At 71.6% G+C, this 23,094-nt stretch carries 24 protein-coding genes; 13 read left to right on the top strand and 11 right to left on the bottom strand.

Annotation, left to right across the window (positions count from 1 at the left end):
- Positions 1 to 28: 28 nt before the first annotated feature.
- Positions 29 to 1,522, top strand: a complete 1,494-nt coding sequence (locus tag ACZ7CH_RS09850; RefSeq protein WP_470373597.1) for a PIN-like domain-containing protein — start codon at positions 29 to 31, stop codon at positions 1,520 to 1,522.
- On the opposite strand, the gene ACZ7CH_RS09845 is transcribed toward ACZ7CH_RS09850, so the two are convergent.
- The gene (locus tag ACZ7CH_RS09845) at positions 1,494 to 2,045 is read right to left on the bottom strand and encodes a CGNR zinc finger domain-containing protein (protein ID WP_470370370.1); all 552 of its coding nucleotides are present in this window, start codon (positions 2,043 to 2,045) and stop codon (positions 1,494 to 1,496) included. The two genes, ACZ7CH_RS09850 and ACZ7CH_RS09845, sit on opposite strands and share 29 nt — an antisense overlap.
- 41 nt (positions 2,046 to 2,086) lie before the next feature.
- On the opposite strand from ACZ7CH_RS09845, the gene ACZ7CH_RS09840 reads away from it, so the two are divergent.
- The 6 genes from ACZ7CH_RS09840 (at position 2,087) to ACZ7CH_RS09815 (ending at position 7,062) form a co-directional block, all read left to right on the top strand.
- Positions 2,087 to 2,749 (top strand): AzlC family ABC transporter permease, encoded by a 663-nt coding sequence (locus ACZ7CH_RS09840; RefSeq protein ID WP_470373596.1) that lies wholly within the window; start codon positions 2,087 to 2,089, stop codon positions 2,747 to 2,749.
- Positions 2,746 to 3,054, top strand: a complete 309-nt coding sequence (locus ACZ7CH_RS09835; RefSeq protein WP_360389705.1) for an AzlD domain-containing protein — start codon at positions 2,746 to 2,748, stop codon at positions 3,052 to 3,054. Before ACZ7CH_RS09840 ends, ACZ7CH_RS09835 begins: the two co-directional genes overlap by 4 nt.
- Positions 3,055 to 3,204: 150 nt before the next feature.
- Positions 3,205 to 4,947, top strand: coding sequence for a non-ribosomal peptide synthetase (locus ACZ7CH_RS09830; RefSeq protein ID WP_470373595.1), 1,743 nt, complete (start codon positions 3,205 to 3,207; stop codon positions 4,945 to 4,947).
- A complete protein-coding gene (locus ACZ7CH_RS09825; protein ID WP_470373594.1) occupies positions 4,944 to 6,158 on the top strand; it encodes a cytochrome P450 in 1,215 nt (404 codons plus the stop codon). The genes ACZ7CH_RS09830 and ACZ7CH_RS09825 overlap by 4 nt, the downstream gene beginning before the upstream one ends.
- A complete protein-coding gene (locus ACZ7CH_RS09820; RefSeq protein WP_360389713.1) occupies positions 6,155 to 6,880 on the top strand; it encodes a thioesterase II family protein in 726 nt (241 codons plus the stop codon). Before ACZ7CH_RS09825 ends, ACZ7CH_RS09820 begins: the two co-directional genes overlap by 4 nt.
- Before the next feature lie 14 nt (positions 6,881 to 6,894).
- Positions 6,895 to 7,062, top strand: a complete 168-nt coding sequence (locus ACZ7CH_RS09815; protein ID WP_063798670.1) for an MbtH family protein — start codon at positions 6,895 to 6,897, stop codon at positions 7,060 to 7,062.
- A gap of 6 nt (positions 7,063 to 7,068) precedes the next feature.
- On the opposite strand, the gene ACZ7CH_RS09810 is transcribed toward ACZ7CH_RS09815, so the two are convergent.
- A complete protein-coding gene (locus ACZ7CH_RS09810; protein ID WP_360389717.1) occupies positions 7,069 to 8,094 on the bottom strand; it encodes a PucR family transcriptional regulator in 1,026 nt (341 codons plus the stop codon).
- Between the two features lie 340 nt (positions 8,095 to 8,434).
- Between ACZ7CH_RS09810 and ACZ7CH_RS09805 the strand changes: the two genes are divergently transcribed.
- On the top strand, positions 8,435 to 8,917 hold the full coding sequence (locus ACZ7CH_RS09805) for a GtrA family protein (protein ID WP_470373593.1): 483 nt from the start codon (positions 8,435 to 8,437) through the stop codon (positions 8,915 to 8,917).
- Between the two features lie 285 nt (positions 8,918 to 9,202).
- Here ACZ7CH_RS09805 and ACZ7CH_RS09800 read toward each other — a convergent pair whose 3' ends face one another.
- The 3 genes from ACZ7CH_RS09800 to ACZ7CH_RS09790 form a co-directional block, all read right to left on the bottom strand.
- Positions 9,203 to 9,637: a hypothetical protein gene (locus ACZ7CH_RS09800; protein WP_470373592.1), complete on the bottom strand. Its 435-nt coding sequence runs from the start codon at positions 9,635 to 9,637 to the stop codon at positions 9,203 to 9,205.
- A gap of 44 nt (positions 9,638 to 9,681) precedes the next feature.
- Complete coding sequence (locus ACZ7CH_RS09795; RefSeq protein ID WP_470373591.1) at positions 9,682 to 12,372, bottom strand: ATP-binding protein; 2,691 nt, start codon at positions 12,370 to 12,372, stop codon at positions 9,682 to 9,684.
- Between the two features lie 117 nt (positions 12,373 to 12,489).
- Positions 12,490 to 12,735, bottom strand: coding sequence for a DUF2630 family protein (locus ACZ7CH_RS09790; protein ID WP_360389728.1), 246 nt, complete (start codon positions 12,733 to 12,735; stop codon positions 12,490 to 12,492).
- Between the two features lie 58 nt (positions 12,736 to 12,793).
- On the opposite strand from ACZ7CH_RS09790, the gene ACZ7CH_RS09785 reads away from it, so the two are divergent.
- Positions 12,794 to 13,198: a PRC-barrel domain containing protein gene (locus tag ACZ7CH_RS09785; protein ID WP_360389731.1), complete on the top strand. Its 405-nt coding sequence runs from the start codon at positions 12,794 to 12,796 to the stop codon at positions 13,196 to 13,198.
- Positions 13,199 to 13,260: 62 nt separating this feature from the next.
- Here ACZ7CH_RS09785 and ACZ7CH_RS09780 read toward each other — a convergent pair whose 3' ends face one another.
- The gene (locus tag ACZ7CH_RS09780; RefSeq protein ID WP_360389734.1) at positions 13,261 to 13,629 is read right to left on the bottom strand and encodes an STAS domain-containing protein; all 369 of its coding nucleotides are present in this window, start codon (positions 13,627 to 13,629) and stop codon (positions 13,261 to 13,263) included.
- A 151-nt stretch (positions 13,630 to 13,780) separates the two neighbouring features.
- Here ACZ7CH_RS09780 and ACZ7CH_RS09775 point away from each other — a divergent pair, with 151 nt between their 5' ends.
- From ACZ7CH_RS09775 to ACZ7CH_RS09760, 4 genes are read left to right on the top strand one after another with little or no spacing between them, the layout of a single operon-like run.
- Entirely contained in the window at positions 13,781 to 14,614 is an 834-nt protein-coding gene (locus ACZ7CH_RS09775; RefSeq protein WP_470370363.1) for an MEDS domain-containing protein, read from the top strand.
- The gene (locus ACZ7CH_RS09770) at positions 14,611 to 15,513 is read left to right on the top strand and encodes a sensor histidine kinase (protein WP_360389740.1); all 903 of its coding nucleotides are present in this window, start codon (positions 14,611 to 14,613) and stop codon (positions 15,511 to 15,513) included. Before ACZ7CH_RS09775 ends, ACZ7CH_RS09770 begins: the two co-directional genes overlap by 4 nt.
- 40 nt (positions 15,514 to 15,553) lie before the next feature.
- Complete coding sequence (locus ACZ7CH_RS09765; protein WP_360389743.1) at positions 15,554 to 16,315, top strand: IclR family transcriptional regulator; 762 nt, start codon at positions 15,554 to 15,556, stop codon at positions 16,313 to 16,315.
- 29 nt (positions 16,316 to 16,344) lie between these two features.
- Positions 16,345 to 17,787 carry an aldehyde dehydrogenase family protein gene (locus ACZ7CH_RS09760; protein ID WP_470373590.1) on the top strand — a complete coding sequence of 481 codons (1,443 nt, stop codon included), beginning with the start codon at positions 16,345 to 16,347 and terminating at the stop codon, positions 17,785 to 17,787.
- Between the two features lie 196 nt (positions 17,788 to 17,983).
- Here the strand turns inward: ACZ7CH_RS09760 and ACZ7CH_RS09755 are convergent, their stop codons facing one another.
- From ACZ7CH_RS09755 to ACZ7CH_RS09735, 5 genes are all read right to left on the bottom strand, one after another.
- Positions 17,984 to 18,625, bottom strand: coding sequence for a response regulator (locus tag ACZ7CH_RS09755; protein WP_470373589.1), 642 nt, complete (start codon positions 18,623 to 18,625; stop codon positions 17,984 to 17,986).
- A complete protein-coding gene (locus ACZ7CH_RS09750; RefSeq protein WP_470373588.1) occupies positions 18,622 to 19,494 on the bottom strand; it encodes a sensor histidine kinase in 873 nt (290 codons plus the stop codon). The genes ACZ7CH_RS09755 and ACZ7CH_RS09750 overlap by 4 nt, the downstream gene beginning before the upstream one ends.
- Complete coding sequence (locus ACZ7CH_RS09745) at positions 19,482 to 20,768, bottom strand: serine hydrolase domain-containing protein (RefSeq protein WP_470373587.1); 1,287 nt, start codon at positions 20,766 to 20,768, stop codon at positions 19,482 to 19,484. Before ACZ7CH_RS09745 ends, ACZ7CH_RS09750 begins: the two co-directional genes overlap by 13 nt.
- A gap of 102 nt (positions 20,769 to 20,870) precedes the next feature.
- A complete protein-coding gene (locus ACZ7CH_RS09740) occupies positions 20,871 to 22,424 on the bottom strand; it encodes an MDR family MFS transporter (protein ID WP_470373586.1) in 1,554 nt (517 codons plus the stop codon).
- Positions 22,421 to 23,044 carry an acyl-CoA-like ligand-binding transcription factor gene (locus ACZ7CH_RS09735; RefSeq protein WP_360389760.1) on the bottom strand — a complete coding sequence of 208 codons (624 nt, stop codon included), beginning with the start codon at positions 23,042 to 23,044 and terminating at the stop codon, positions 22,421 to 22,423. Before ACZ7CH_RS09735 ends, ACZ7CH_RS09740 begins: the two co-directional genes overlap by 4 nt.
- Positions 23,045 to 23,094: the final 50 nt, after the last annotated feature.

The raw sequence follows: 23,094 nt of genomic DNA, 5'->3' as shown, positions 1-23,094 counted from the left end.
AAGCTCCGTTTCGGTACGCTTCCCGGCCGTGACGGGTGGGATCTTCAACGGTTTCGAGGACTACCGGACCGCTACCGAGGACGACTACCGTCGGACGCTGACCACCGGCATGGTCGTGTTCGACGCCAACGTGCTCTTGAACCTCTACCGCTTCAACAGCACCACGCGCGCCGACCTCATCAAGGTCATGCAGTCCCTCGGTGACAGCCTTTGGGTCCCGCACCAGGTCATGCGCGAGTTCTGGCGCAACCGCGAGTCCGTCATCGACCAGCTTGGCGAGACGCCCAAGGAGTCGCTCACCAGGTTGGACAAGGCCCGCCAAGACGCCGAGGAGGCGGTGCGGGCGTGGAGCAACCGGATCTACCTGCCGGAGGGCGAGCGGGACGGGCTGCTCACGCGGTTGAACGGCGCTTTCCAGGCGGTCCGGCACGCGATCAGCGAGCAGGCGGCGACCAACGCGCACCCGCACGACACGAACGCCGATTCGATCGTGTCGACGCTGGAACCGATCGTCGCGGGCCGGACAGGTGCCGCACTGCCTGTCGACGACCACGACGCCGCGGTGGCGGAGGCCGAACGCCGGATCGCGGCGAAGGAACCGCCGGGGTACCTGGACAAGGACAAGCCCGACGCGGAGGGACGGGCGGGCGACTACCTGGTCTGGAAACAGATCCTGGTGGAGGCTGCGCAACGACCCCGTGACGTGCTGCTGGTGACCAGTGACGGGAAGGACGACTGGTGGCGACGTGCCAAGGGGCAACTGCGCGGGCCGCGGTGGGAGTTGATGGCGGAGTTCCGGCGGTCGACTGGGCACCGACTGTTCATGATCACGGCGTCAGAGCTGATCAGACGGGCTGACTCGCTGACGGACGTGCACGTGAATCCGGAGTCGGCCGAAGAGATCGAACGCGTCGAGAACACCACCGCGGAGCTCATGCCACCGGAAGTGGTGAGAAGTCTGGTCGCCGACATCTATCGAAGGATCGCGGAGCAGCACGACTCGATGCTCGTTTCGTCGAACAAGCACCGTGTGATCAGCGAGTGGATCGAGGACCCGGCGATCGGCGGGCTGCTGTTGAACTACATGACCGCAGAGGACGCCTGGAAGTGGATCGACGCCAGGCGATCCGAGCACACCCTGCACGCGCTCTACGGGCGGGGGCCTTTCGCCGATCTGGTCCCAGTCCGCTATCAGACGATCGACGACATAGTCACTACCGCTTGCGGACCAGGCTGGTACCCGGAGCCCGGCACAACGCGCGGTGACATATCAGGGCACTGCGTCGCCACCAATGGCACGAGCACCCGATACGTGTGTTGGGGTGATGAGGGTGACTTCAACACCCTGCTGGACGCAGTGGCGCGTGAGGGCAACACGCCGCACGGCAAGCCTGCGATGGTGATCGTCGACTTCGGACGGCTCTCCGATCCCGCTTACTACTCGTCAGTGGCCCATAAAGCCGGAGTCGACTTCACCCACATCAAGCTGGAGCTCAGGCCGAACCCCGACTACGCGGGCTGACGCCCTTCCGCGCCCGGTGCGCCTTCACGTGCACCCGGTTCCCGCACACCGCCGGACTGCAGAACACCCGCGACTGGTTCCGCGACAGGTCCACGAACACCGCGTGGCAGTCCGGCCCCGCACACCGGTGCAACCGCGACACCCCACCCTGCTCGACCACGGCCAGCAACGCGAACGCCGCCTGCCCGGCAACCCAGGCCGGCAACGCCACGGCCCCCGTCAGGTGCAGGTGCCACGACAGCCCGTCGTGCTCCACCAGCTCCGGCACCAGCCCCGACGACGCCACCAGCTCGTTCGCCGCGGCCACCGAGTGCGCCTCGAACACCGCCCGCAGCGGCGACCGCAGCGACCGGACAGCCACAACGTCCGCAGGAGAAGCGTCAGCGCCGGTCCAGCCGCGAGCACGCGCGAGAGAAGTCAAAACAGCAGGTGAGAGGTCGTCCACGCCGACGCTGTGGCGGTAGGAGTTCACGACGTCCTCGGCCAGCGTCACCACCGGATCCGCGTAATCACCGAAGCGCATCTTGACCCCTTTCCCCGGCCATCCTAGCGTAAGTAGTCATTATGGCTGATGCTAATTACACGAGCGCGCGGACGATCAGACTGCAGGCCATCGCGCCGGTGGCCACGGCCGCGTTCCTGTTCGGGATCTCCTTCGGCGCCGTGGCGACGACGGCCGGGTTCGGCATCGAGTCCGCGCTGGTCATGTCGGCGACGACGTTCGGCGGTGCGGCGCAGGTCGGGAGCGCGGCGGTGCTCGCGGCGGGAGGTGGGACGCTCAGCGCCATCCTCGCGGGTGTCCTGCTCAACCTGCGGTACCTGCCGATGGGCGTCACGGCGTCCACGGCCTACCGGGGCCCCTGGTACTCGCGGGCCGCGCAGGCGCAGCTCCTCGGCGACGAGACGTGGGCGCTGAGCCGGACGCCCGACGGCGGGCACGACGCGCGGTTGCTGTTGCAGGCCGGTGCGACGGTCTTCGTCGTGTGGCTCGCGGGCACGGCGATCGGGGTCGTGGCGTTCAAGGACGTCAGCGTCGAGGCCTGGGGGCTCGACATGGTCAGTCCCGCCATCTTCTTCGCACTGCTGTGGAACCAGCTCGACTCACCGCGCACGCGCGTCGCCGCGCTCACGGCGGTCGCGGTGGCCCTGGTGCTCGTTCCGTTCACCCCGGCCGGCGTGCCGATCGCGGTCGCCAGCCTCGTCTGCCTGATGGGACTCGTCAAATGAGCGCGGTGTGGTGGGTCGTGGTCGTCCTGGGTGTGATCACCGTCGTGATCAAGGCGGCCGGGCCGGTCGCACTGGGCAACTGGACGCCCTCGGACAAGGCGAAGCGGGTGCTGGCACTCGTGTCACCGGTCGTGCTGTCGGCGCTGATCGCCGTGCAGGTGTTCACGAGCGGGCAGCACTTCCAGCTCGACGAACGGGCCGCGGGACTGGGTGCCGCGCTGGTCGCCCTGCTGCTCAAGGCACCGCTGCTGGTCGTCGTGCTGGTCGCGGTCGCGGCGACGGCGGTGACGAGGGCGCTCGTCTGACCGTGCGGGAAACCGGGTGAACGCACAGAAACCCGGGTCGATCGTTGTGCGAACGTCCATGGCCCGCCGCCACGGGCCCCAATAGCGTCGAGAGGGTAGGACCAGCACCACCAGCTGTCCTGTTTGGACGAACAGGCTTGGAAGGATGCGATGGACTCCACCCTCACTCTCCCCGAGCTCTTCGCGGCCAGCCGCGCCCGCCACGGCGACCGGCCCGCGGTGAGCGACGACGACACCACCCTCACCTACGCCGAACTGGACGCGCGCTCGGACCTGCTGGCGGACGTGTTGGCCGGCAAAGGGGTCCAGGTCGGCGACAACGTCGGCATCCTGCTCGACAGGGGCGCGCTGGTCGTCGTCGCCATGCTGGCGGTCGCGAAGGCGGGCGGCGCGTACCTGTCGATCGACTCCAACTACCCGGCGCAGCGGCGGGACGTCATGCTGCGCGACGGCGGCGTGAAGCTCGTCATCGCCCAGTCCGCCACCCGGCTCCCCGACGGCGTCGAGGCCGTCGAGTGGAGCATCGACCGGACCGGCGACGCGGAACCGGCCGGCACCCGGCTCATCCCCGAGGACGCGGCGTGCGTGCTGTACACGTCCGGGTCGACGGGCGAGCCGAAGGGGATCGTGTTCGAGCACCGCAACATCGCGGCGCTCGCGGTCAACCCCAGCCTGCCCAAGCTCACCCAGGACGACAAGGTCGGGCAGATCTCCAGCGTGTCCTTCGACGGCATCACGCTGGAGGTGTGGTCCGCGCTCGCGGTCGGCGCCGAGGTCGTCGTGCTGCCGCGGATGGGCTCGCTGCTGCCCACGGACCTGCAGCGGGAGCTCAAGCGCCGCAAGGTGTCCATGATGCTGGTGCCGGCGACCGTGCTGAACGAGGTCTGCCGGGTCGACCGCAACACGTTCGCCTCGCTCAAGCACCTGTGCAGCGGCGGCGACGTGATCCTGCCCGCGACCTGCCGGGCGATCCTGGGCGGCAAGTTCAAGGGCGACTTCTACAACCTCTACGGGCCCAGCGAGATCACGACGGCGGCGACGGCGTTCCGGATCACCGAGGTCCCCGACGACACCGGTTCCATCCCGATCGGCACCGCGATCGACGGCTACGAGACCTACGTGGTCGACGAGAACAGGCAGCCGGTCCAGCGTGGTGAGGCGGGCGAGCTGCTCGTCGGCGGCGTCGGCGTGGCCAGGGGCTACTTCGGGCCGCCGCGGCTGACCGCGGAGCGGTTCGTGCCCAACCCGTTCGGCGCCGCCGGCACCCGCGTCTACACGACCGGTGACCGGGTCAGGGAGAACGAGCAGGGGCAGCTGGAGTTCCTGGGCCGCCTCGACGGGCAGCACAAGATCCGCGGCCACCGGGTCGAGCCGGCCGAGGTGGAGCAGGGGATCTTCGCGCACCCGCAGGTGCGGCAGGCCGCCGTGCTGGTCGAGGAGTTCGACGGCGACCGCAGGCTGGCCGCGTTCGTGGTCCCGGCCAGCGACGACCTGTCCACGGTGGAGCTCAAGGAGTTCGTCACCGCCAAGCTCCCGCCTCACATGGTTCCGGCGTCGTTCACGGTGATCCAGCAGATGCCGCTGACGTCGAACGGCAAGCGCGACCGGGACGCACTGGCCGAGCTGCGCGGCAAGGCCGTGCAACGCCTCGCGCGCCGCGTCGAGCCGGAGACCGACACCGAGCGGTGGCTGGTCGCGTTGTGGGAACGCCTGCTCAACATCGAGGACGTGGGTGCGGAGGACGACTTCTTCGACCTGGGCGGTCACTCGCTGCTCGCGTTCCGCGCACGCAGCGCCATCTCGCGCGAGTACGGCATCAAGGTCGACGCCGGCGTCCTGTTCGAGCACAGCACCCTGCGCGGCCTGGCCCGCGTGATCGAGGAGGCCAAGTGACGACGACCCAGATCGACCTCGGCGGCACCGAGCTGTTCGCCGACGGTGACCCGATCGAGGCGTACAAGTGGTTGCGGCACAACGCACCCGTCTACTGGAACCCGACGGCCGACGGCGGTTTCTGGGCGCTGACGAAGTACGACGACGTGGCAGAGGCCTACCTGAACACCGAGGTCTACAGCTCGTCCAAGGGCACCATGCTCGGCGGCTCGTACCGCAGCCAGACCGATACGGCCAGCGGGCAGATGCTGATCGCCACCGACCCGCCGCGCCACCAGCACCTGCGCCGGTCCGTGCACAACGCGGGCTTCAACCCGTTGAAGATGGACAAGGCGCGCGAGGGCGTCACGGCGACGGTCAACGCCGCGCTGGACAAGATGGTCGCGGACGGCGGTGGCGACTGGGCCACCGAGATCTCGCTGGCGCTGCCCACCGGCGTGCTGCTGGGTACGATGGAGCTGCCGCTGGACAAGGCGTCCATGCTGCAGCGCCTGACCCGCACGATGATCGGGTTCCGCGACAGCGAGTACCGCGGTGACGCGACCGCCGCGCAGACGCTGATCCGCGCGCAGGTCGACATCTTCGAGTTCTTCTACGACCTGATCGAGGAACGCAGGGAGAACCCGGGCGACGACCTCATCAGCCTGCTCACGCAGGCGGAGGTCAACGGCGAGCCGATGAGCGAGTCGGAGATCCTCTACAACTGCATGAACGTCGCGGTCGGCGGCAACGAGACCACCGCGCACACCTCGTCGTACAGCGTCATGACGTTCCTGGAGCACCCCGACGCCTACGAGCAGCTGCTCGCGCACCCGGAGCTGCTGCCGACGGCGATGGAGGAGCTGTTCCGCTGGACCGCGACGAACACGTACGTGCAGCGGCACATCACACGGGACATCGTGATCCGCGGCCAGGAGGTCAAGGAGGGCGACGCGGTCACGCTGTGGAACTCCTCGGCCAACCGCGACGAGGACGTCTTCCCCGACGGCGACGTCTTCGACATCACCCGCAACCCCAACAAGCACCTCACGTTCGGTCTCGGCCGGCACCACTGCATCGGCGCCGTGGTGGCCAGGCTGGAGATGGAGCTGCTGCTGGGCGAGATGGTCAAGCGGGGCCTGCGGTTCCGGCTCGCAGGCGAGGTCGAGAAGCTGCACTCCAACTTCGCCCTCGGCATCCGGCACCTCCCGCTCGAGGTCTGGGCGTCGTGACCTGGTTCCCGGAACCAGGAGACGGCGCGGTCCGGCTGATCTGCTTCCCGTACGCGGGCGGGTCGGCGTCGGTGTTCCGCGGCTGGGAACGGTCGGTGCCGCCGGGGGTCGAGGTGCTGGCGGCCCGGCTCCCCGGCCGCGCGGAACGGTGGCGTGAGGAGCCCTTCACGTCACTCGACCTGCTCGTGGACGCGCTGACCGAACCGGTGAAGGCGGTCGCGGACCGGCCGTTCGCGTTCTTCGGGCACAGCATGGGCGCGGTGCTCGCGTTCGAGCTGGCGCGGCGGATGCGGCGCGAGCTCGGGACGGAGCCGGTGCACGTGTTCGCGGCGAGCTGCAACCCGCCGCTGCCGGACGTGCCGATGCCGGTGCTGGGCACGCTGGACGAGCCTGCGCTGCGGGCGACGCTCGCCGACCTCGGGCTCGCGGAGGAGGTCATGGCCGACGAGGACCTGATGGAGATGCTGCTCCCGTTGGTGCGCGCCGACCTGCGCATCGCGGACGGCTACCTGGACCGCGACGGCGAGCCGCTCACGTGCCCGCTGACGGCGTTCCACGGCCGGCGGGACCCGATGGTCAGCGCCGAGGACATGGCGCAGTGGGCCGTCGGCACGACGGGTCCGTTCCTGCTGCGGCAGGTCCAGGGCGCGCACCTGTTCTCCGACGACGGGTGGCGCGACGTGCTGACGGCGGTGTCGGACGAGCTGGGTGTCTTGGTCTGAGAAGGGATTGCGCAATGGACACGACCGTTGTGGTGAACGCCGAGGAGCAGTACTCGGTGTGGCCTGCCACCGCCCAGCCGCCCGCCGGGTGGCGCGTGGTCGGTGAGCCGGGCACGCGGGCCGAGTGCCTCGCGCGCATCGACGAGCTGTGGACCGACATGCGGCCGCTGAGCCGCCGGTGACGCCCGTCAGGTGACAGCGCGCATCGCGAGCCAGAGGTTGACACGGGCCTCGACCGAGCTGAGGGAGAGGCCCGTGACGCGCTCGATCTGCTCCAGCCGGTAGCGCACGGTGTTGCGGTGCACGAACAACTCCTTGGCGGCCAGCTGCGGTGAGCCGCCGGTGGTGAGGAACACCTCCAGGGTCCGCATCAGCTGCCCGCCGTGGTCGGCGTCGAACGCGAGCAGCGGCTGGAGCACCTTGCGGGCCACCTCGCGCACGGGGAGGTCGGGGTTCGACATGAGCAGGCGCGGCATGTCGATCACCCGGCCCTCGTGCACGCCCGGTCCCCTGCTGACGGCCTCCTGCGCCTCCAGGAACGCCCAGCGCAGCCCGTGCACACCGCGGTAGGGCCCGCCGACACCGACCGACGTGGCGCTCTTGGCCAGCAGCCGGGTGAGCTCGTGCGGTGACCGGTTCCCTTCCAGCACAACGGCTTCGTACGGTCCGACGCGGGCGACCACGACGTCGGTGAGGTCGTCGAGCTCGACCGGTGCGTCGGTCACCAGCAGCACGCTGTGCGTCGCGGCCGGGTCGACGCCCGCCGCGGTGAGCCTGCGCGCCGCCTCGCTGGAGGAGATGGCGGACCGCACCAGGTCCTCGATCACCTGCCCGGTCAGCTCGCGCCGGCCGGCCCGCAGCGCCTGCACGCGGGCGAGCTCGAGCCGGACCAGTCCGGCGACGTGGCCCGCGAGGTCGTCGGCGAACGACGTGCGGCCGGTGGCGAACAACGCGTGCGGCACGTCGGCGTTGATGGGCAGCAGTTGTGCGCCGTCCGCGTCGTCGGGTGGCCACCGGAACCCCGGTGGCGAGCTCGCGATCACCTGGTCGGGAAGCCTGATGAGGGCACAGGGTTCGCCGGTCGCCCCGGTGAAGAGGGCCAGCAGACCGTCGATGCCCCGCTCCGCCAGGCAGTCGAACATCGCGCGCTGCACGTCGCGCAGCCGTTGTCCTGTCGTCAGGACAGGCGTACCTCCTTCGAGCAGCTCAACCATGGTTCCCATCATGCACATCCGGGTCCACTGCGGATAGCGGGCGCGGCGGCGCGGACCACGGCCGCTGATCGGTGGGACCGCTGTCGATGCTGGTCAGGATCGTTGGAGCGCAAGGAAGAATGGGCGCGGGCGGACCGAGGTCCTTGACAGTGCGCGATGTTCGCCTGCGGTGTGCCGTCGAACTCGGAAACGGTTGGGCCGACACAGCCGCGTTCTCATCATCGACAATGGACCTGGGGTCGCTCTCACGCGATCGGTCACGTGAAGATCGCCCGAACACCGGCTGAACACACCGGCGTTTCGCCGGTCTCCGCGCTCCCGGTCGTGGCACCGTCGTGCCATGACCGGCGGGCACACCCTGAACGACCAGCGCACCGACCCGGGACAGCAGTTCCACGCCTGGACGGCCGCGGTGGTCCGCCACCTGCCGTTCGGCCTGTCCCGGCTCGTCCCGCCCAGCCTCCTCGGGTTCGCGCTCATCAACGGCTGCACGTTCGGCGTCGACCTGCTGCTGCTCACCCTGTTCCGCTCCGGCCTGGGCTGGCCGGTACCGGTGGCGTTCACCGTCGCCTACGTCATCGCGTTCGGCCTGAGCTTCGTGCTCAACCGAGCGCTGAACTTCCGCTCGCACGCCCCGGTCGGCCCGCAGGCCGGTCTCTACGCGGTGGCGGTCCTCGTCAACTACCTGGCGTTCATCCTCGGCGCCGGCACCGCGCTGACCGCTCTCGGCGTCCAGTACCACCTCTCCCGAATCGTCGCCGGGATCTGCGAAGCGGCGTTCATGTACAGCGCCATGCGGTGGCTCATCTTCCGCCCCCGCTGACCTCTCCCCCTTGCTGCCATGGCATCTGCAAGTACCACCAACCCTCGATCAAACCGCCGCTGACTACCACCAACCTGTTCGCTGTCCCACGAACCAGACTGCGGGCCCACTTGCAGATGCCGGCAGAGGCTTGGGCGCGATGCCACGGACGGCGAACCGCGCCCGTCGAGGCGCCGGTCGCCACCCCCAGCGGCGACCGGCACCAGGTCGTGCTCCTCGATCCTCGCCCGGCGTGCCCTCACCCCGGAAGGGCCGCGGACGACACCGGACGGATCCGGACAACCGTCACAGGTACCAGGGCGTGCAGCCGGCCTCGCCCTCGCCGACGCAGACCCGCAACCAGAACCGGTGCATCTGGTCGGCCGAGAGCCACTCGACGGTGGCGGAGGTGCCCATGCCCGACGCGCTCGCGATCGACTTCACCACCTCCTGCGTGCCACCCGGAACGATCTTGAAGTACCGGACCCACAGGTGGGCGGCCATGCCGTCGTCCGCGGTGTCCTCGATGTACGACGGCGCCTTGATGTGCGGTGTCTTGTCGATGAACGTGCCCTTCGCCACGGCGCTGGCGCCGGGCAGGACGTGGTACAGGTCGATCTGGAACGTGGTCGAACAACCGGTTCCCGGGTCGTGCACGGGATCGCAACCAGCCTGCGCGGGCGCTGTGGAGCACAGTCCGGCCACCACCGCGGCGGCCACGGACACACTCAGCTTCATCATGGTTCCCCCTTGTGCGTGTTGATCTACCAAGCGCCGTGCCGCGATCACAAGCCGTTCGGACGATCCCGGACACCGAGCAGTGATCGCACGCGTGCGGCTTCGTCGCTGCCGATGGACTCGAAGATGTCCAACGCGCGCTGCCACGCCGCCACGCCGTCGTCCGATGCGAGTCCCAGGTGCAGCAGTGCTCGCGCCAGGCCCAGCCGGTACCCGGCGCCCTCCAGCACCGCCACGGCGGCCTCGCCGGCCTCGACCGATCCCTCCGCCGCGCACACCGCGGTCAGCGCCAGCCCCTCCAGGATTCGCTGGCCGGTCGCGGCGGCGTGGTCGCGGGCCTGCGCGGCGGCGGTCGCGGCGGCCGGGCGGTCACCGGCCGCGAGCTCCAGCCAGGCCAGCTCGACGAGTGCGTCCGCCATGCCGTGGCCGTACCCGGCGGCCGCCGCCTGCCGGGACGCGCGCAGCAGGTCGTCGCGGCGGCCGCGGACGGCGGCGACGGTGATCCGCGCGTCGATCTCCACCCGGCCCGACGCCAGCGAGAGCGCCTGTTCCGCGCACCGCAGGGCCTCCTCGGGACGGCCGGCGTCGCGGTGCACGCGGGCCAGGTCGTCGAGGGCCGCCGCCTCGCCGACGCGGTCCTGGTGGTCGTGGTTGAGCTGCCGGGCACGGCACAGGTGGACCACGGCCTGGCCGGTCTCGCCCAGGTACCGGTGCACGATGCCGAGCGCTCCCAGCGAGTTCGCCGCCGACCGGGTCTCTCCGATCGACTCGCGCAGCTCCACGGCCGCGCGCAGGTGGGCGGCCGCGTCGGCGAGCGCGCCCAGGCGCAGCTGGGCGAGGCCCAGGTTGCCCAGCGCGCGGGCCCGCCGGGCCGAGTCGCCGATCTCGGTGTAGAAGGCCAGCTCGCGGGTGTAGCAGTCGGCCGCCTCGGTGAGCGCGCCCAGCTCGGAGTGCACGCCGCCGAGGTTGCCGAGCGTGCTGAGCTCGCGGTACCGGTCGCCCGCCACCCGGCTCGCCGCGACGGCCCGCTCGAAGTGCTCCGCGGCCACGCGCAGCTCGCCCGCGCTCCACTGGGCGGTGCCGAGCGACAGCTGCATCGCCGCGGTCGCCCGCGCGTCGCCGAGCCGGTCGGCGGCGGCGAACCCGGCCCGTGCCACGGCCAGCCACTCCGCGGTGTGCCGGCGCAGCCAGTAGCAGCCGCGCAGCGCGTCGGTGAGCAACCACGCCATCGGCGCCTGACCGAGCTCGACGGCCTTCTCGACGGCGGTCACGAGCGTGGCGCGTTCGGCGTCGAACCAGCGCAGCGCGTCGGCCGCCGTGGCGAACGCCTGCCGCGGCTCCACGTCGGACAGCACCAGGAAGTCCGGCCGCACCGCACGGGCGGCCGCGACCGACGCGTCCAGCAGGTGCGCGTAGAACCGCTCGACCGCCGCCGCGGTGGCGGCCGCGGTCTCCTCGGCGGCGCACCGGTCACGGCCGTACAACCGCAGCAGGTCGTGCAGCCCGTACCGGTCCGCCGTCCTGGCCTCCACCAGGTGCGCGCCGACGAGCGCACGCAGCACGGGCGCCGTCTCCGCCTCCGACCGGTCGAGCAGCACCGCGCACGCCCGCGTGGACAGCTCGGGGCCGGGCACGAAACCCGCGCGGCGGAACAACGTCCTGGCGAGCGGGTCCAGCGCCGCGTACGAGTGCCCGAACGCCGTGCGCACCGCCGCGTCCGTGTCGCCCTCGATCTCGAACGCGCCGAGCCGGTCACCGGCCAGCAGCTCGGCGACGTGGTCCGCGATCGTCTGGTGTGGACGGTCGGCCAGGTTCGCCGCCGCGATCCGCAACGCGAGCGGCAGGTGCCCGCACAACCGGACCAGCTCCTCGACCGCGTCCTCCTCGCGCAGCACCCGTTCCGGGCCCAGCACGCCGATCACGACCGCCGGGGCCTCCTCGGGTGTGAGCACGCCCAGCTCCAGCCGGTGCGCGCCCTCCCGCGCCACGAGCCCGGCCATCCGGTCCCGGCTCGTCACGAGCGTCATGCACCCGGACCCGCCCGGCACCAGCGGACGCACGTGCGCGGCACTCGGCGCGTTGTCCACGACGAGCAGAGCGCGCTTGTCGGACGTGATGGACCGGTACATGCCGACCATCGCGTCCTGCTGCAACGGGATGTCCTCACCGGGCACGCCGAACGCGCGGATCGCGAGCGCCAGCGCCTGGTCCGGCGTCACCGGCGGCCCGGACGAGTACCCGCGCAGGTCCAGGTGCACCTGGCCGTCCGGGAAGCGGTTCGCCACCTGGTGCGCCCACTGCACGGCCAGCGCCGTCTTGCCCACGCCGGGGATGCCGCACACGACCGCGAGCCGGCTGCCGTCCTCCAGCAGCGCCGACAGCTCCTTCAACGCCTTGGCGCGCCCGGTGAACCCCGGCACCACCGCGGGCAGCTGCCGCGGCACCACGGCCCGGGCCACCGGTTGCGGGGCCGGTCCGGTCTGCACCCGGCGCCACGCGGCCAGCCAGCCCTCGGTGTCCGTGACGCCGAACGCCCTGAGCAGGCCGCGGAAGACGTCGACGGCGGGCGCTGTCCTCCGTTTGGGGCTCAACGCGTCCGCGAGCGTGCTGCGCGCCAGCCCGGACAGCTTCTCGACCTGGCGCAGCGACGGGTTGCCCGCCCACACCTTCAACAGGCGCAACGCGGCGATCAGCTCGTCGAGCGTCTGCACCTGCTCTGGTCTGGGGCGGTCCGGCACGCTCCCGAGCCTAGTGATCTCCCCGCGCGCCGCGTGGGGCGCGCCGCACCCCGGGTCCCGCGTCGAGCAGGTCGCGATGGTGCGGCGGTCCTCGACCGCGCACCGTGAGCGCGGGGACTACTGCAGGTAGCCCTCGACCTCGCCCACCGACCGCGCCCGCACGTCGTCGGGGTCACCACCGGCCGACCGCGCGGTCCGGCGCCGGCGCAGCAGGTCCCAGCACTGGTCGAGCGACTCCTCCAGCGCGCGCAGCCGGGCGCGCTCCTCCTCGGAGGAGATCTCGCCGGCCGCCAGCGCCTCCCGCAGCCGGTGCTCTTCCTCGACCAGCTCGTCGATGCGGCCCAGCACGTTCTCATCGGTCATGTTCACCACCTAAGCACGAACGGGTACCCGAAGCCCGTCAACGAGATGGAGGGTCCACATGCAACCGATTCCGTTCGTCCCGTTCGTGTGGCGCGACCAGTCCTGGTTCGGGCAGGACGACGACGCGACCGACCTGGCCCACCGCCCGGACACCGGCCTGATCGGCTACGAGGTCGAGGCGACCGACGGCAGCATCGGCAAGGTCCACGACGACAACGCGGAGGTGCCCGGCGACTGCCTGCTCGTCGACACCGGGCCGTGGATCTTCGGGCACAAGGTCGTGCTGCCCGTCGGCACGGTGCGGCGCGTCGACCACGACGAGCGCAAGGTGTGGGTCGACCGCACCAGGCAGCAGATCAAGGACGCGCCGGAGTACGACGCGGACGCCGACCCCGAGGATCACCGCAGGCGCAGCGGCGAGTACTACTCCGAGTCCTACCGGCTGATGCCGCCCATGTTGTAGGGCTCATCGCCGCGGCATCGCGCACGCCGGGCCTGGCACCGCACCCTCCTCGGTGGACGTTGTCAGGCCAGCGGGACTTCCTGGCGGCGCAACGCCTCCGGCACGGAGGGCCGCACGTTCAGCACGTCCTCCAGCTCCAGCACCCGCAACGGCCGCAGCACCACGGCACTGGTCGCGACCACGGCGAACGAGCCGCCGTCGCGCACGCACCGCTCGTGCTGTTCCAGCAGCACCCTGATCCCGCACGCCCCGAGGAAGTGCAGCCCCGTCAGGTCGAGCACCACCGGCGCGGACGGCCGCACCACCTCGCCCAGCCGGTCGGAGAGGTCGTCGGCGGTGACCTGGTCGACCTCGCCCGCGACGTGCACGACGACCGCGGCTCCCACGCTCTCGCTCGTGATGCTGCAGGGGGCTTGGTCGTCGGTGTGCACGTGGCAACCTCCAGATGGGCAGCGCGGCCTGTCTGCTGGACCCGGTTCACGACGGTAGCGCAGGACCGGTCCGCGCGCGCCGTCACGCACGGACCGGCCGGCCGGAGGATCGCCAGGGTGGAGGATCGTGCTGCGCGTAGGATCAGGCGCCATGCGCACGTCCGGTGTTACCGACGTCGTCGTCGGGATGAGCACGAGCGACCACCTCTGCTGGTCGTTCGACGACTTCACCGACTTCCGCGCACGGGCGGCCGAGTTCCTCGTGGACGGCCTCGTCAGGGGCCAGCGCGCCTGCTACGTGGCCCGCGGCGACGCCCGCGAGCTGGCCGGGCACCTCGCGTCGTCCCCCGTCCTGGCCGCCGCGCTGCGCGACGGTTCCGCCGAGGTGATCCCGCTCGAGTCGCGGTACCGCTCCGGTGCCACGGTGTCACCGAACGACCAGGTCGCCGCCTATGCGGAGGCCACCAGCGCCGCACTGGCCGACGGCTTCACCGGCCTGCGGGTGGCCGCGGACGCCACCGCGCTGGTGAGCTCACCGGCCTCGCTCGACGCGTTCTGCCGCTACGAGCACCTCATCGACCGGTACATGACCGGCTCGCCGTTCTCCGCGATGTGCGCCTACCACCGCCCGGAGCTCGCCGACGGCACCGTCGAGCAGCTCGCGTCGATGCACCCGGTCAGCAACGCCCGCGGCGCCCCGTTCCGCCTGCACGCCACCGCCGACGGCCTGGCCCTCGTCGGCGAGATCGACCGCGCGAGCCGCGAGCTGCTGCCGCTGGCCCTGCTGCGCGCGGAACCGCCGGTGGACCGCAGCGAGCTCCGCGTCGACGCGACCGGCCTGCGCTTCATCGACCACCACGGCCTGCTGGCCCTGCACGACTGCGCGCGCTCCCACGCCGCGACGCTCGTGCTGCGCTCGGAGAAGTCCGCCCTCGCACGCCTGGTGTCCATCCTCGGGCTGGAAGACGTGGAGTGCGTCCGATGACGGCGGGGTTCTTCCACGAGTGCGCGCTCTACGACTCGGAAGACACCTTCCTGGCGCTCGCCGTGCCGTTCGTGGAGGACGGGCTGCGGGCGGGCCACCCGACCTTCGTCGCCTGCGCGGAGGACAACACGGCCCTGCTGCGCGGAGCACTGGGCCGCGACGACGCCGTGACCTACCTCCCCGCCGCCGACCAGTACGCCCGTCCCGCGGACGCGATAGCGAGCTACCGCGAGATCTGCGCGAAGCTCGTGTCCGCCGGTGCCACCGGCATCCACGTGGTCGGCGACGTCCCCCACCCCGGCGTCGGCGCCCCCTGGGACTGGTGGGCCCGCTACGAGGCCGCCGTCAACCGGGCCTACGCCGAGTTCCCGCTCCACGGCCTGTGCCCCTACGACACCAGGACCACCCCGGACTACGTGCTGGCCGACGTCGCCAGCACCCACCCCAACGTCGCCGGTCAGGGCACGCCGAACCCGCACTACGGCGCTCCGCTGAGCGCACCACGCCCCGACGTCCTCGAACAGGCGCCGCCGCTGGTCGAGCTCGTCGACCCGACCCCGTCCGCCGTGCGCGGTGCCGTCCTCGCGGCCATCGCCGGCGTCCGGCTCGACGAGGACAGCGCGCACGACGCGGTCTACGCGGCCAGCGAGATCATCACGAACGGACTGACCCACGGCGTCGGCCCGGTCCGGTTCCGGCTGTGGGCGGACGCGGCACGGGTGGTGGTCGCGACGACCGACCACGGTACGGGGCCGTCCGACCCGCTCGTGGGGCTGATGCCGACGGAGGCCACGCAGACGGCGGGCCTGGGGCTGTGGATCCTGCACCGGACGTGCAACTACGTGTCGATGGGACGCGGTGACGACGGGTTCACGGTGCGGGTGAGCGTGGGCGCCTGAGCCCGGAGCGCCCGTCGCGGGGAGGGGGCAGAATTCCGGCGTGAGCGCCACCGTCTCCGCCAAGCTGCTCTCGCTGCTCGGCACCTTCGACACCCGCCACCGCGCCCAGACCCTCAGCGGCATCGCGCGCCGCAGCGGCCTGCCGGTCAGCACCACCCACCGCCTGCTCGCCGAGCTGGAGGGCTGGGGCGCGGTCCGGCGGCTCGCGTCCGGGGAGTACGTCATCGGGCGCCGGATCTGGCGGCTCGGCCTGCTGGCGGCGGGCGAGGTGGACCTGAGCCGGGTCGCGGAGCCGTTCCTGCACGACATCCACGCGGCCACGCGGGCCGTGGTGCACCTGGCGGTGCGCGAGGGTGCGGAGGTGCTGTACCTGGACCGGGTGTCCGGGCACGCGTCGGTGCCGATCGTGAGCACGACGGGCAGCAGGTTGCCGTTGCACGCCACGGGCGTCGGGAAGGTGTTGCTCGCGCACGCGCCGGCGGAGGTGCAGGAGGAGGTGCTGGCGCATCGGCTGACGCGGTGCACGGCGTTCACGATCGTCGATCCGGCCCGGTTGCGCGCGCAGCTGCACCGCATCCGGCGGGACGGGTACGCGCAGACGTTCGAGGAGATGACGCTCGGCGCGTGCTCGGTGGGGGTGCCGGTCGAGGTGCGCGGCGGGGTCGTGGCCGCGCTCGGGATCGTGGTGCCGGACCTGCGCAGCGTGCGGGGGCGGCTGGTGGCGGCGTTGCAGGTCGCGGCCCGCGGCATCGCCCGGACGATGGAGTCCGGTTTCCACCCACCGGAAAGCGGGGTTGGATGATCAGCTCGCCTGCGGCTCTACTCTGCGCTGTGGCGAGCGAAAAGCGTGAACTCTTCATCGGCGGCGAGAGCGTTCCGGCACTGGACGGCCGCACGACCGAGGACCTCAACCCCTACACCGGCGACGTCTTCGCCGTGGTGGCCGCGGCCGGCACCGCCGACGTGACCCGTGCCGTGGACGCGGCCCAGGCGGCGTTCGAGCAGTGGTCGGCGACCTCCCCGGCCACGCGGCGCGCGATCCTGCTGCGCGCGGCCGACCTGCTGGAGGCCAGGGCACCGGACGTCGTGCGGGTCATGGCCGCCGAGGTAGGCGGTGTCGCCGGGTGGGCCGGCTTCAACGTGGCGCTCGCGACGAACGTGCTGCGCGAGTCCGCGGCCGCCGTCACCCAGCCCGTCGGCGAGGTCCTCACGACCGAGACCGCGGGCCAGCTGTCGCTCGCGGTGCGCGAACCGCTCGGCGTCGTCGCCGCTTTCGCACCGTGGAACGCGCCGGTCATCCTCAGCACCCGCGCCGTCGCCGCCCCGCTCGCCGCCGGCAACACCGTGGTGCTCAAGCCCAGCGAGGACGCCCCGATCACCGCCGGTCTGCTCATCGCCGAGGTGCTGCACGAGGCGGGGCTGCCCGCCGGTGCGCTGAACGTCGTCACCAACGACCCCGCCGACGCCGCCGACGTGGCTGCCGCGCTGATCACCGACCCGCGGGTGCGCGCCGTGAACTTCACCGGCTCCACCGAGGTCGGCCGCACCGTCGGCACCCTGGCCGCCCAGCACCTCAAGCCGGCGGTGCTGGAGCTCGGCGGCAAGAACGCCCTGCTGGTGCTGGAGGACGCCGACCTCGACCACGCCGTGAACGCGGCCGTGTTCGGCTCGTTCCACAACTCCGGGCAGATCTGCATGTCGACCGACCGCGTCCTCGTGCACCGCTCGATCGCCGAGGAGTTCACCACCCGCTTCGTCGCCAAGCTCGCCGCGCTCCCCCACGGCGACCCGAGCGACCCCGGCACCGTCTTCGGCCCGGTGATCAACCGGCGTTCCGCGGACCGGGTGTCCGCGCTGGTCGAGGAGGCGGTCTCCGCGGGCGCCCGACGGCGCACCGAGGGCACCGGACCGACCGTGCTCGACCGGGTCACCCCGGACATGCGGATCTTCCGCCAGGAGATTTTCGGCCCGGCCGTCGTCATCGTGCCGGTCGCCGACGACGACGAGGCCGTCGCCATCGCCAACGACACCGAGCACGGCCTCACCGCGGGCATCCTCACCGAGGACACCCGCCGCGGCCTCGCACTGGCCCGCCGCATCCGCACCGGCATCGTGCACGTCGGCAACCAGACCTTGGCCGACGAGCCGCAGGCACCGTTCGGCGGGGTGAAGTCGAGCGGCTACGGCCGGTTCGGCGGCCGGTGGGGCGTGGAGGCGTTCTCCGCGACCCGCTGGGTCACCGTCGCCGGCTCCCACGGCCACTTCCCGTACTGACCTCCCCCTTGCTGCTGCCGGCATCTGCAAGTACTGCCAACCCATGATCGAATCGCCGCTGACCACCACCAACATGGTCGCCACTCGCCGAACCAGGCTGCGTGCGCAGGTCAGCCGCAGGCGCTGTTGGTAGTGGAAAAGTGCTTGTTGATGTTGAGTTGGTGGTACTTGCAGACGCCGGCAGAGGCAGGGGTGGCTAGGTGCGAGGGGGCAGACCGGCCTCGTGGGCCACGATGGCCGCCTGCACCCGGTTCTGCGCCCCGAGCCGGGTCAGGATGGCGCTCACGTGCCCCTTCACCGTGCCCTCGACCAGGTCCAGCCGCCGGGCGATCTGCGCGTTCGACAGGCCCTCGCCGAGCAACGCGAGCACGTCGCGTTCGCGGGCGGTCAGCTCCTCGACCCGCGCGCGGGCGGCGCCGGTCCGGGTGCCGCGGAACCGGGTGATCATCCGGGCGGCGACCTTCGGGGCGAGGTAGGCGCCGCCGGCGGCCAGCGCGTGGACGCCCGCGATCAACTCGCGCGGGTCGCCCGACTTGAGCAGGAACCCGCGAGCGCCGCCGTCGAGGGCCTGTTCGAGGTAGCCGTCGTCGTTGAACGTCGTCAGCATCGCGACGCCGAACCCGTGGCGCACCAGCGCCTCCGCCGCCCGCAGGCCGTCGAGGCGGGGCATGCGGACGTCCAGCAGCACGACGTCGGGGCGGTGCCTCAACGCGAGGTCGACGGCCTCGTGACCGTCGGCGGCCTCGGCGACGACCTCGACAGCCGGGTCGGCGCTCAGGATGGCGCGCACGCCGGCCCGCACCATGGCCTCGTCGTCGGCGAGCAGTACGCGGATCACTGGTCCCCCGGCTGTGGCAGCGTCGCGACCAGCTCGAACCTGCCGTCGCCACGAGTGGTCCGCAGCGTACCGCCGGCCAGCCGCACCCGTTCGCGCAACGCCACCAGGCCGAGCCGCGACCCGGCGGCCCGCCGTCCGCCCAGCGCGTTGCTCGCCTCCACGACGGTCGTGGCGTCGGCGGTCGTGACGGTCAGGTGCAGCACCGAGTGCGGCGCGTGCTTCGCGGCGTTCGTCAGCGCCTCCTGCACGACCCTGCGCACGGTCGGCTCCACTGTGGACGGCACAGGTCCGTCCGCGGCGAACCGGACGTCCAGGCCCGCCCGCACGGCCCGGTCCACGAGGTCCCGCACACGCTCGACCGCGGCCGGCTCACCATCGCGCAGCAGGAACACCAGGTCCGCCAGCCGTTCCGTGGCACCGGCCGCCGTGCGCCGCAGCTGTGCGGCGGACTCGCGGTGCTCCGGCGGCAGCGTCATCTCCAGCGCCCCGGCCTGCAGCGCCAGCAGGCTCAGCTCGTGGCCGAGGCTGTCGTGCACCTCGTGCGCGATCCGGGTGCGTTCCCGCAGGTGCGCGGCCTCGACGGCAGCGGCGGCCAGTGCGGCCTGCTGGTGGACCACCCGGCCGAGGAACCACGGCAGCGCCACCGCGACCGCCACGATCCCGGCCGCCACGCCTCCCGCGAGCGCCCCCAGCGGGAACAGCACGGCCGGCCACAGCACCGCCGTGCGCCGCCCGAGCAGGAAGGACACCGCGAACAACGGCACGCACACCGCAGCCGTCCACGGCGGCACGGAGTCGTCGATCGCGAACGACACGGCCGCCGCCACCGCGACGCACGCCGCGAGCGCCGCCGCCTTCACCGCCGCCACCGCACGACCGCGACGCTGATGTTCATCACGCTGGACACGCCCAACCACACCACGAGCGGCAGCGAATAGTGCGCCAGTTGGAAGAACGTGATGTCGCGCCCGCCGCCGTAGAGCAGCCCCAGCAACCACGGCGCCGCCACCAGCAGCCCCACCGGCACGAACCGCAGCACCTGCCACGGCCTGGGCCACCGCCGCGGCCGCCGCAGCGCCCGCACGCCGAGCGCCACCGACAGCAGGGTCAGCGCCGCCAGCACGAGGTCCGTGAGCAGCCGGAACGACGACGGCTGCGCGGGCACCTTCCCGTCGAGGAGGTCCGCGATCCCGTCCTCCAGCTGCGAGGTGCCCTCGTTGCCCAGTCCCACACCGCTGTTGGCCATGACCGCGACGCCGTACCCGGACGACGTCAGCAACTGCCCGGACGTCGCCGTGAACCAGATGCCGTTGTGCCGCAGGCCGCGCCCGTCGCGCACCCAGCCCAGCCCCTCCTGCGGCCGCAGCCGCCCCTGGGCCGCCAGCCACCTGCCCATGTCCGCGGCGGTGGTGACCACCCCGTCGGACCCGGCGACGAACCGGTGCGGCTCGGTCACCGCGACCGAGAACCCGTACGCGTACCCGTGTCCCGTGCGGTAGCCGGCCGGCAGGTCGCGCGGCGTCACGTCGATCGCGACCGTTTCGCGCATGTCCAACGGCTCGAAGACGTGCTTCCTGAGGTGGTCGTCGAAGTTCTCACCCGACACGACCTCCACCACCCGCGCGGCGACGTGGTAGTTCGTGTTGGTGTACCGGTGTTCGGCACCGGGATCGGCGGCGAGCGTCGCCTGCTGCGCCCGCCGGACCGCCCCGTCGAGGGTGTCCGGCTGCGGCAGGCTCTTCTCCGGCAACGTCCGGTCGGTGATGCCCGAGGTGTGCTCCAGCAGGTGTCGCACGGTGATCCGCCCGCCCCGCGGGTCGGCGACCTCGAACTCGGGCAGGTAGGTGCGCACCGGCCGGTCCAGGTCGAGCTTGCCCGCGTCGGCGAGCTGGCGGACGGCCAAGGCGGTGAACGACTTGCTGACCGAGGCGATCGCCATCTTCGAGTGCTCGGTGAGCGGCGCGCCGGTCGAGTCGCGGCCGTAGCCCTTGGTCGCGATCACCCTGTCCCCCTTCGTGATCGCGACCGCGACTCCGGGGTAGGAGGCCTCTGCGAGGTACGCGGCCACGTGACCGTCCACTGCGGACAGATCGGGTGGGGAGACCAGTGCGGCGACCAGGCCGATCGCCCAGATGCTGTTCATGGTCGTGACCGTACGAAGCGCGGGCCCGCGGCACCCGACCCGGAAGACGGGGCGGACCCCCGACGAAAGTCAGGGGTCCGCGCCGGTGCCGAACTACGAGGATCAGTGCCCCGCGGTCATCTCCGCCGCCAGTCGCTCGTCCCCGCTCTGCTCCTTGAGCGGCTTCTCCTTGATGAACACCACCGCGAGGAACGCGAGCACCGCGAACGGCGCCCCCACCAGGAAGATCTCCGCCGTCGCCGTGGCGTAGATGTCGGCGATGACGGCCTTGACCTCCGGCGGCAGCTTCGTGATGTCCGGTACCGCGTTCTCGCCGCCGGCGGTCGCGATCGGGCCGAACTTCTCCTCGGTCAGCGACGAGACCTTGCTGGCCAGCACCGCGCCCAGCGCCGAGACGCCGATCGCGCCGCCCAGCGAGCGGAAGAACGTCAGCGTCGAGGTCGTGGCGCCGAGGTCGCGGGCGGGCACGTCGTTCTGCGCCGCCAGCACGAGGTTCTGCATCAGCATGCCGACGCCCACGCCGAGCACGAACATGTCGACGCCCACCATGAACACCGTGGTATGCGCGGTGATCGTGGACAGCAGCAGCATGCCCGCGACCATGACGACGCCACCGGCGACCAGGAACGCCTTCCACCGGCCGTACTTCGTGATCAGCTGGCCCGCGACGGTGGACGACACCAGCAGGCCGAAGATCAGCGGCAGGCCGAGCAGACCGGCCTGGGTCGGGGTCTTGCCGAGCGAGAGCTGGAAGTACTGCGACAGGAAGACCGTGCCGCCGAACATCGCCACGCCGACGAGCGCGCTCGCGAGGGTGGCCAGCGAGACCGTGCGGTTGCGGAAGATCGACAGCGGGATGATCGGGTCGTGGGCGCGGGACTCGACCCACACCGCGGCGACGAGCAGCACCACGCCGAGCGACACGAGCAGCGCGGTCCAGCCGGAGGCCCACTCGAACTTCTGGCCGGCCAGCGAGGACCACACCAGCAGCGTCGACACACCGGACACGATGAGGAACGCGCCCAGGAAGTCGATCTTCGTGTTCTCGTTGCGCACGACCGGGAGGTGCAGGGTGCGCTGCAGCAGCCAGATCGCGGCCAGCGTGAACGGGACGCCGATGAAGAAGCACCAGCGCCAGCCCAGCCAGGAGGTGTCGACCAGCAGGCCGCCGATCAGCGGGCCGGCCACGGTGCCGACGCCGAACACGGCGCCGAACAGACCGGAGTAGCGGCCGAGCTCGCGCGGCGGGATCATCGCCGCCATCACGATCGTGGCGAGCGCGGTGACACCACCGGCGCCGAGGCCCTGCACGACGCGGCTGACGATCAGCATCTCGATGTTCTGCGAGAAGCCCGCGATCAGCGAGCCGACGACGAACAGGCTCAGCGAGGCCTGGATCAGCAGCTTGCGGCTGTAGAGGTCGGCGAGCTTGCCCCACAGCGGCACGGTCGCGGTCATCGCGAGCAGCTCGACGGTGACGATCCAGGCGAAGATCGACTGCGAGCCCTTGAGGTCGGCGACGATGCGCGGCAGGGCGTTCGAGACGATGGTGCTCGCCAGGATGGACACGAACATGCCCATCATCAGGCCGGACATGGCCTGCAGGACGTCGCGTCTGCTGTGGGCGGGTCTTGGCGCTTCGGTTCCGGTGCTCATGAGGGTCCCCCTTCGTGGTGGTGCGGTGCGTGAGCCAGTCCGGCACCGAGCAGGTCGAGCGCCTCGGAGATCAGGTCGCCCAGCGCGACCTCGTCGTCGAGCGCCCAGCGGGTGACCGCGCAGCGGAACGCGACGGTGCCCGCGGCCACCAGCAGCCGCGGGTACAGGTGGTCGGCGGGCAGCCCGCTGCGCTGCGCCACCGCCGCGCCGATCAGCTGCTCGGCCTCCGCGCTCGACGCGAACGCGCGGACCAGCAGGTCGGGGCGTTGCATCAGCACGTCCTTGCGCAGCAGCCACAGGTCACGCGCGTTGTTCAGCTCGTCGTCGATCTCCGCCAGCACGGCGGCGCGGAACGCCTCGAAGGGCGTGACCCCGTCCGCGGCGAGGACGCGCTCGGCCATGCGCGGGCCCGTCTCCGGGTCCGCGCCGATCAGCGCGTCGTCCTTGCTCGCGAAGTAGTTGAAGAAGGTACGCACCGAGACGTCGGCCTCGGCGGCGATCTCCTCCACGGTGACGTGGTCGAAGCCCCTCTCGGCGGAGAGGCGCAGCGTCGCCCGCTCCAGCGCGGCACGCGTGCGGCGCTTCTTGCGGTCGCGCAGGCTCTCCCCCGACTGGTTCACGGGTCGACAGTACAGGATATTTTTGCAGTCACTGCAAGTTTGCAGTGTGT

It is taken from the genome of Lentzea sp. NPDC037011 (genome assembly GCF_055607425.1).
This window is presented reverse-complemented; position numbering and strand designations above follow the sequence as displayed.

Excerpts from the sequence above, each read along its gene's own strand:
- ACZ7CH_RS09830 (WP_470373595.1), top strand. The coding sequence starts at position 3,205 with ATGGACTCCACCCTCACTCTCCCCGAGCTCTTCGCGGCCAGCCGCGCC.
- ACZ7CH_RS09810 (WP_360389717.1), bottom strand. The coding sequence starts at position 8,094 with ATGGTTGAGCTGCTCGAAGGAGGTACGCCTGTCCTGACGACAGGACAA.
- ACZ7CH_RS09745 (WP_470373587.1), bottom strand. The coding sequence starts at position 20,768 with ATGAACAGCATCTGGGCGATCGGCCTGGTCGCCGCACTGGTCTCCCCA.
- ACZ7CH_RS09785 (WP_360389731.1), top strand. The coding sequence starts at position 12,794 with ATGCAACCGATTCCGTTCGTCCCGTTCGTGTGGCGCGACCAGTCCTGG.
- ACZ7CH_RS09815 (WP_063798670.1), top strand. The coding sequence starts at position 6,895 with ATGGACACGACCGTTGTGGTGAACGCCGAGGAGCAGTACTCGGTGTGG.
- ACZ7CH_RS09835 (WP_360389705.1), top strand. The coding sequence starts at position 2,746 with ATGAGCGCGGTGTGGTGGGTCGTGGTCGTCCTGGGTGTGATCACCGTC.
- ACZ7CH_RS09790 (WP_360389728.1), bottom strand. The coding sequence starts at position 12,735 with ATGACCGATGAGAACGTGCTGGGCCGCATCGACGAGCTGGTCGAGGAA.
- ACZ7CH_RS09840 (WP_470373596.1), top strand. The coding sequence starts at position 2,087 with ATGGCTGATGCTAATTACACGAGCGCGCGGACGATCAGACTGCAGGCC.
- ACZ7CH_RS09805 (WP_470373593.1), top strand. The coding sequence starts at position 8,435 with ATGACCGGCGGGCACACCCTGAACGACCAGCGCACCGACCCGGGACAG.
- ACZ7CH_RS09845 (WP_470370370.1), bottom strand. The coding sequence starts at position 2,045 with ATGCGCTTCGGTGATTACGCGGATCCGGTGGTGACGCTGGCCGAGGAC.
- ACZ7CH_RS09775 (WP_470370363.1), top strand. The coding sequence starts at position 13,781 with ATGCGCACGTCCGGTGTTACCGACGTCGTCGTCGGGATGAGCACGAGC.
- ACZ7CH_RS09800 (WP_470373592.1), bottom strand. The coding sequence starts at position 9,637 with ATGATGAAGCTGAGTGTGTCCGTGGCCGCCGCGGTGGTGGCCGGACTG.
- ACZ7CH_RS09740 (WP_470373586.1), bottom strand. The coding sequence starts at position 22,424 with ATGAGCACCGGAACCGAAGCGCCAAGACCCGCCCACAGCAGACGCGAC.
- ACZ7CH_RS09770 (WP_360389740.1), top strand. The coding sequence starts at position 14,611 with ATGACGGCGGGGTTCTTCCACGAGTGCGCGCTCTACGACTCGGAAGAC.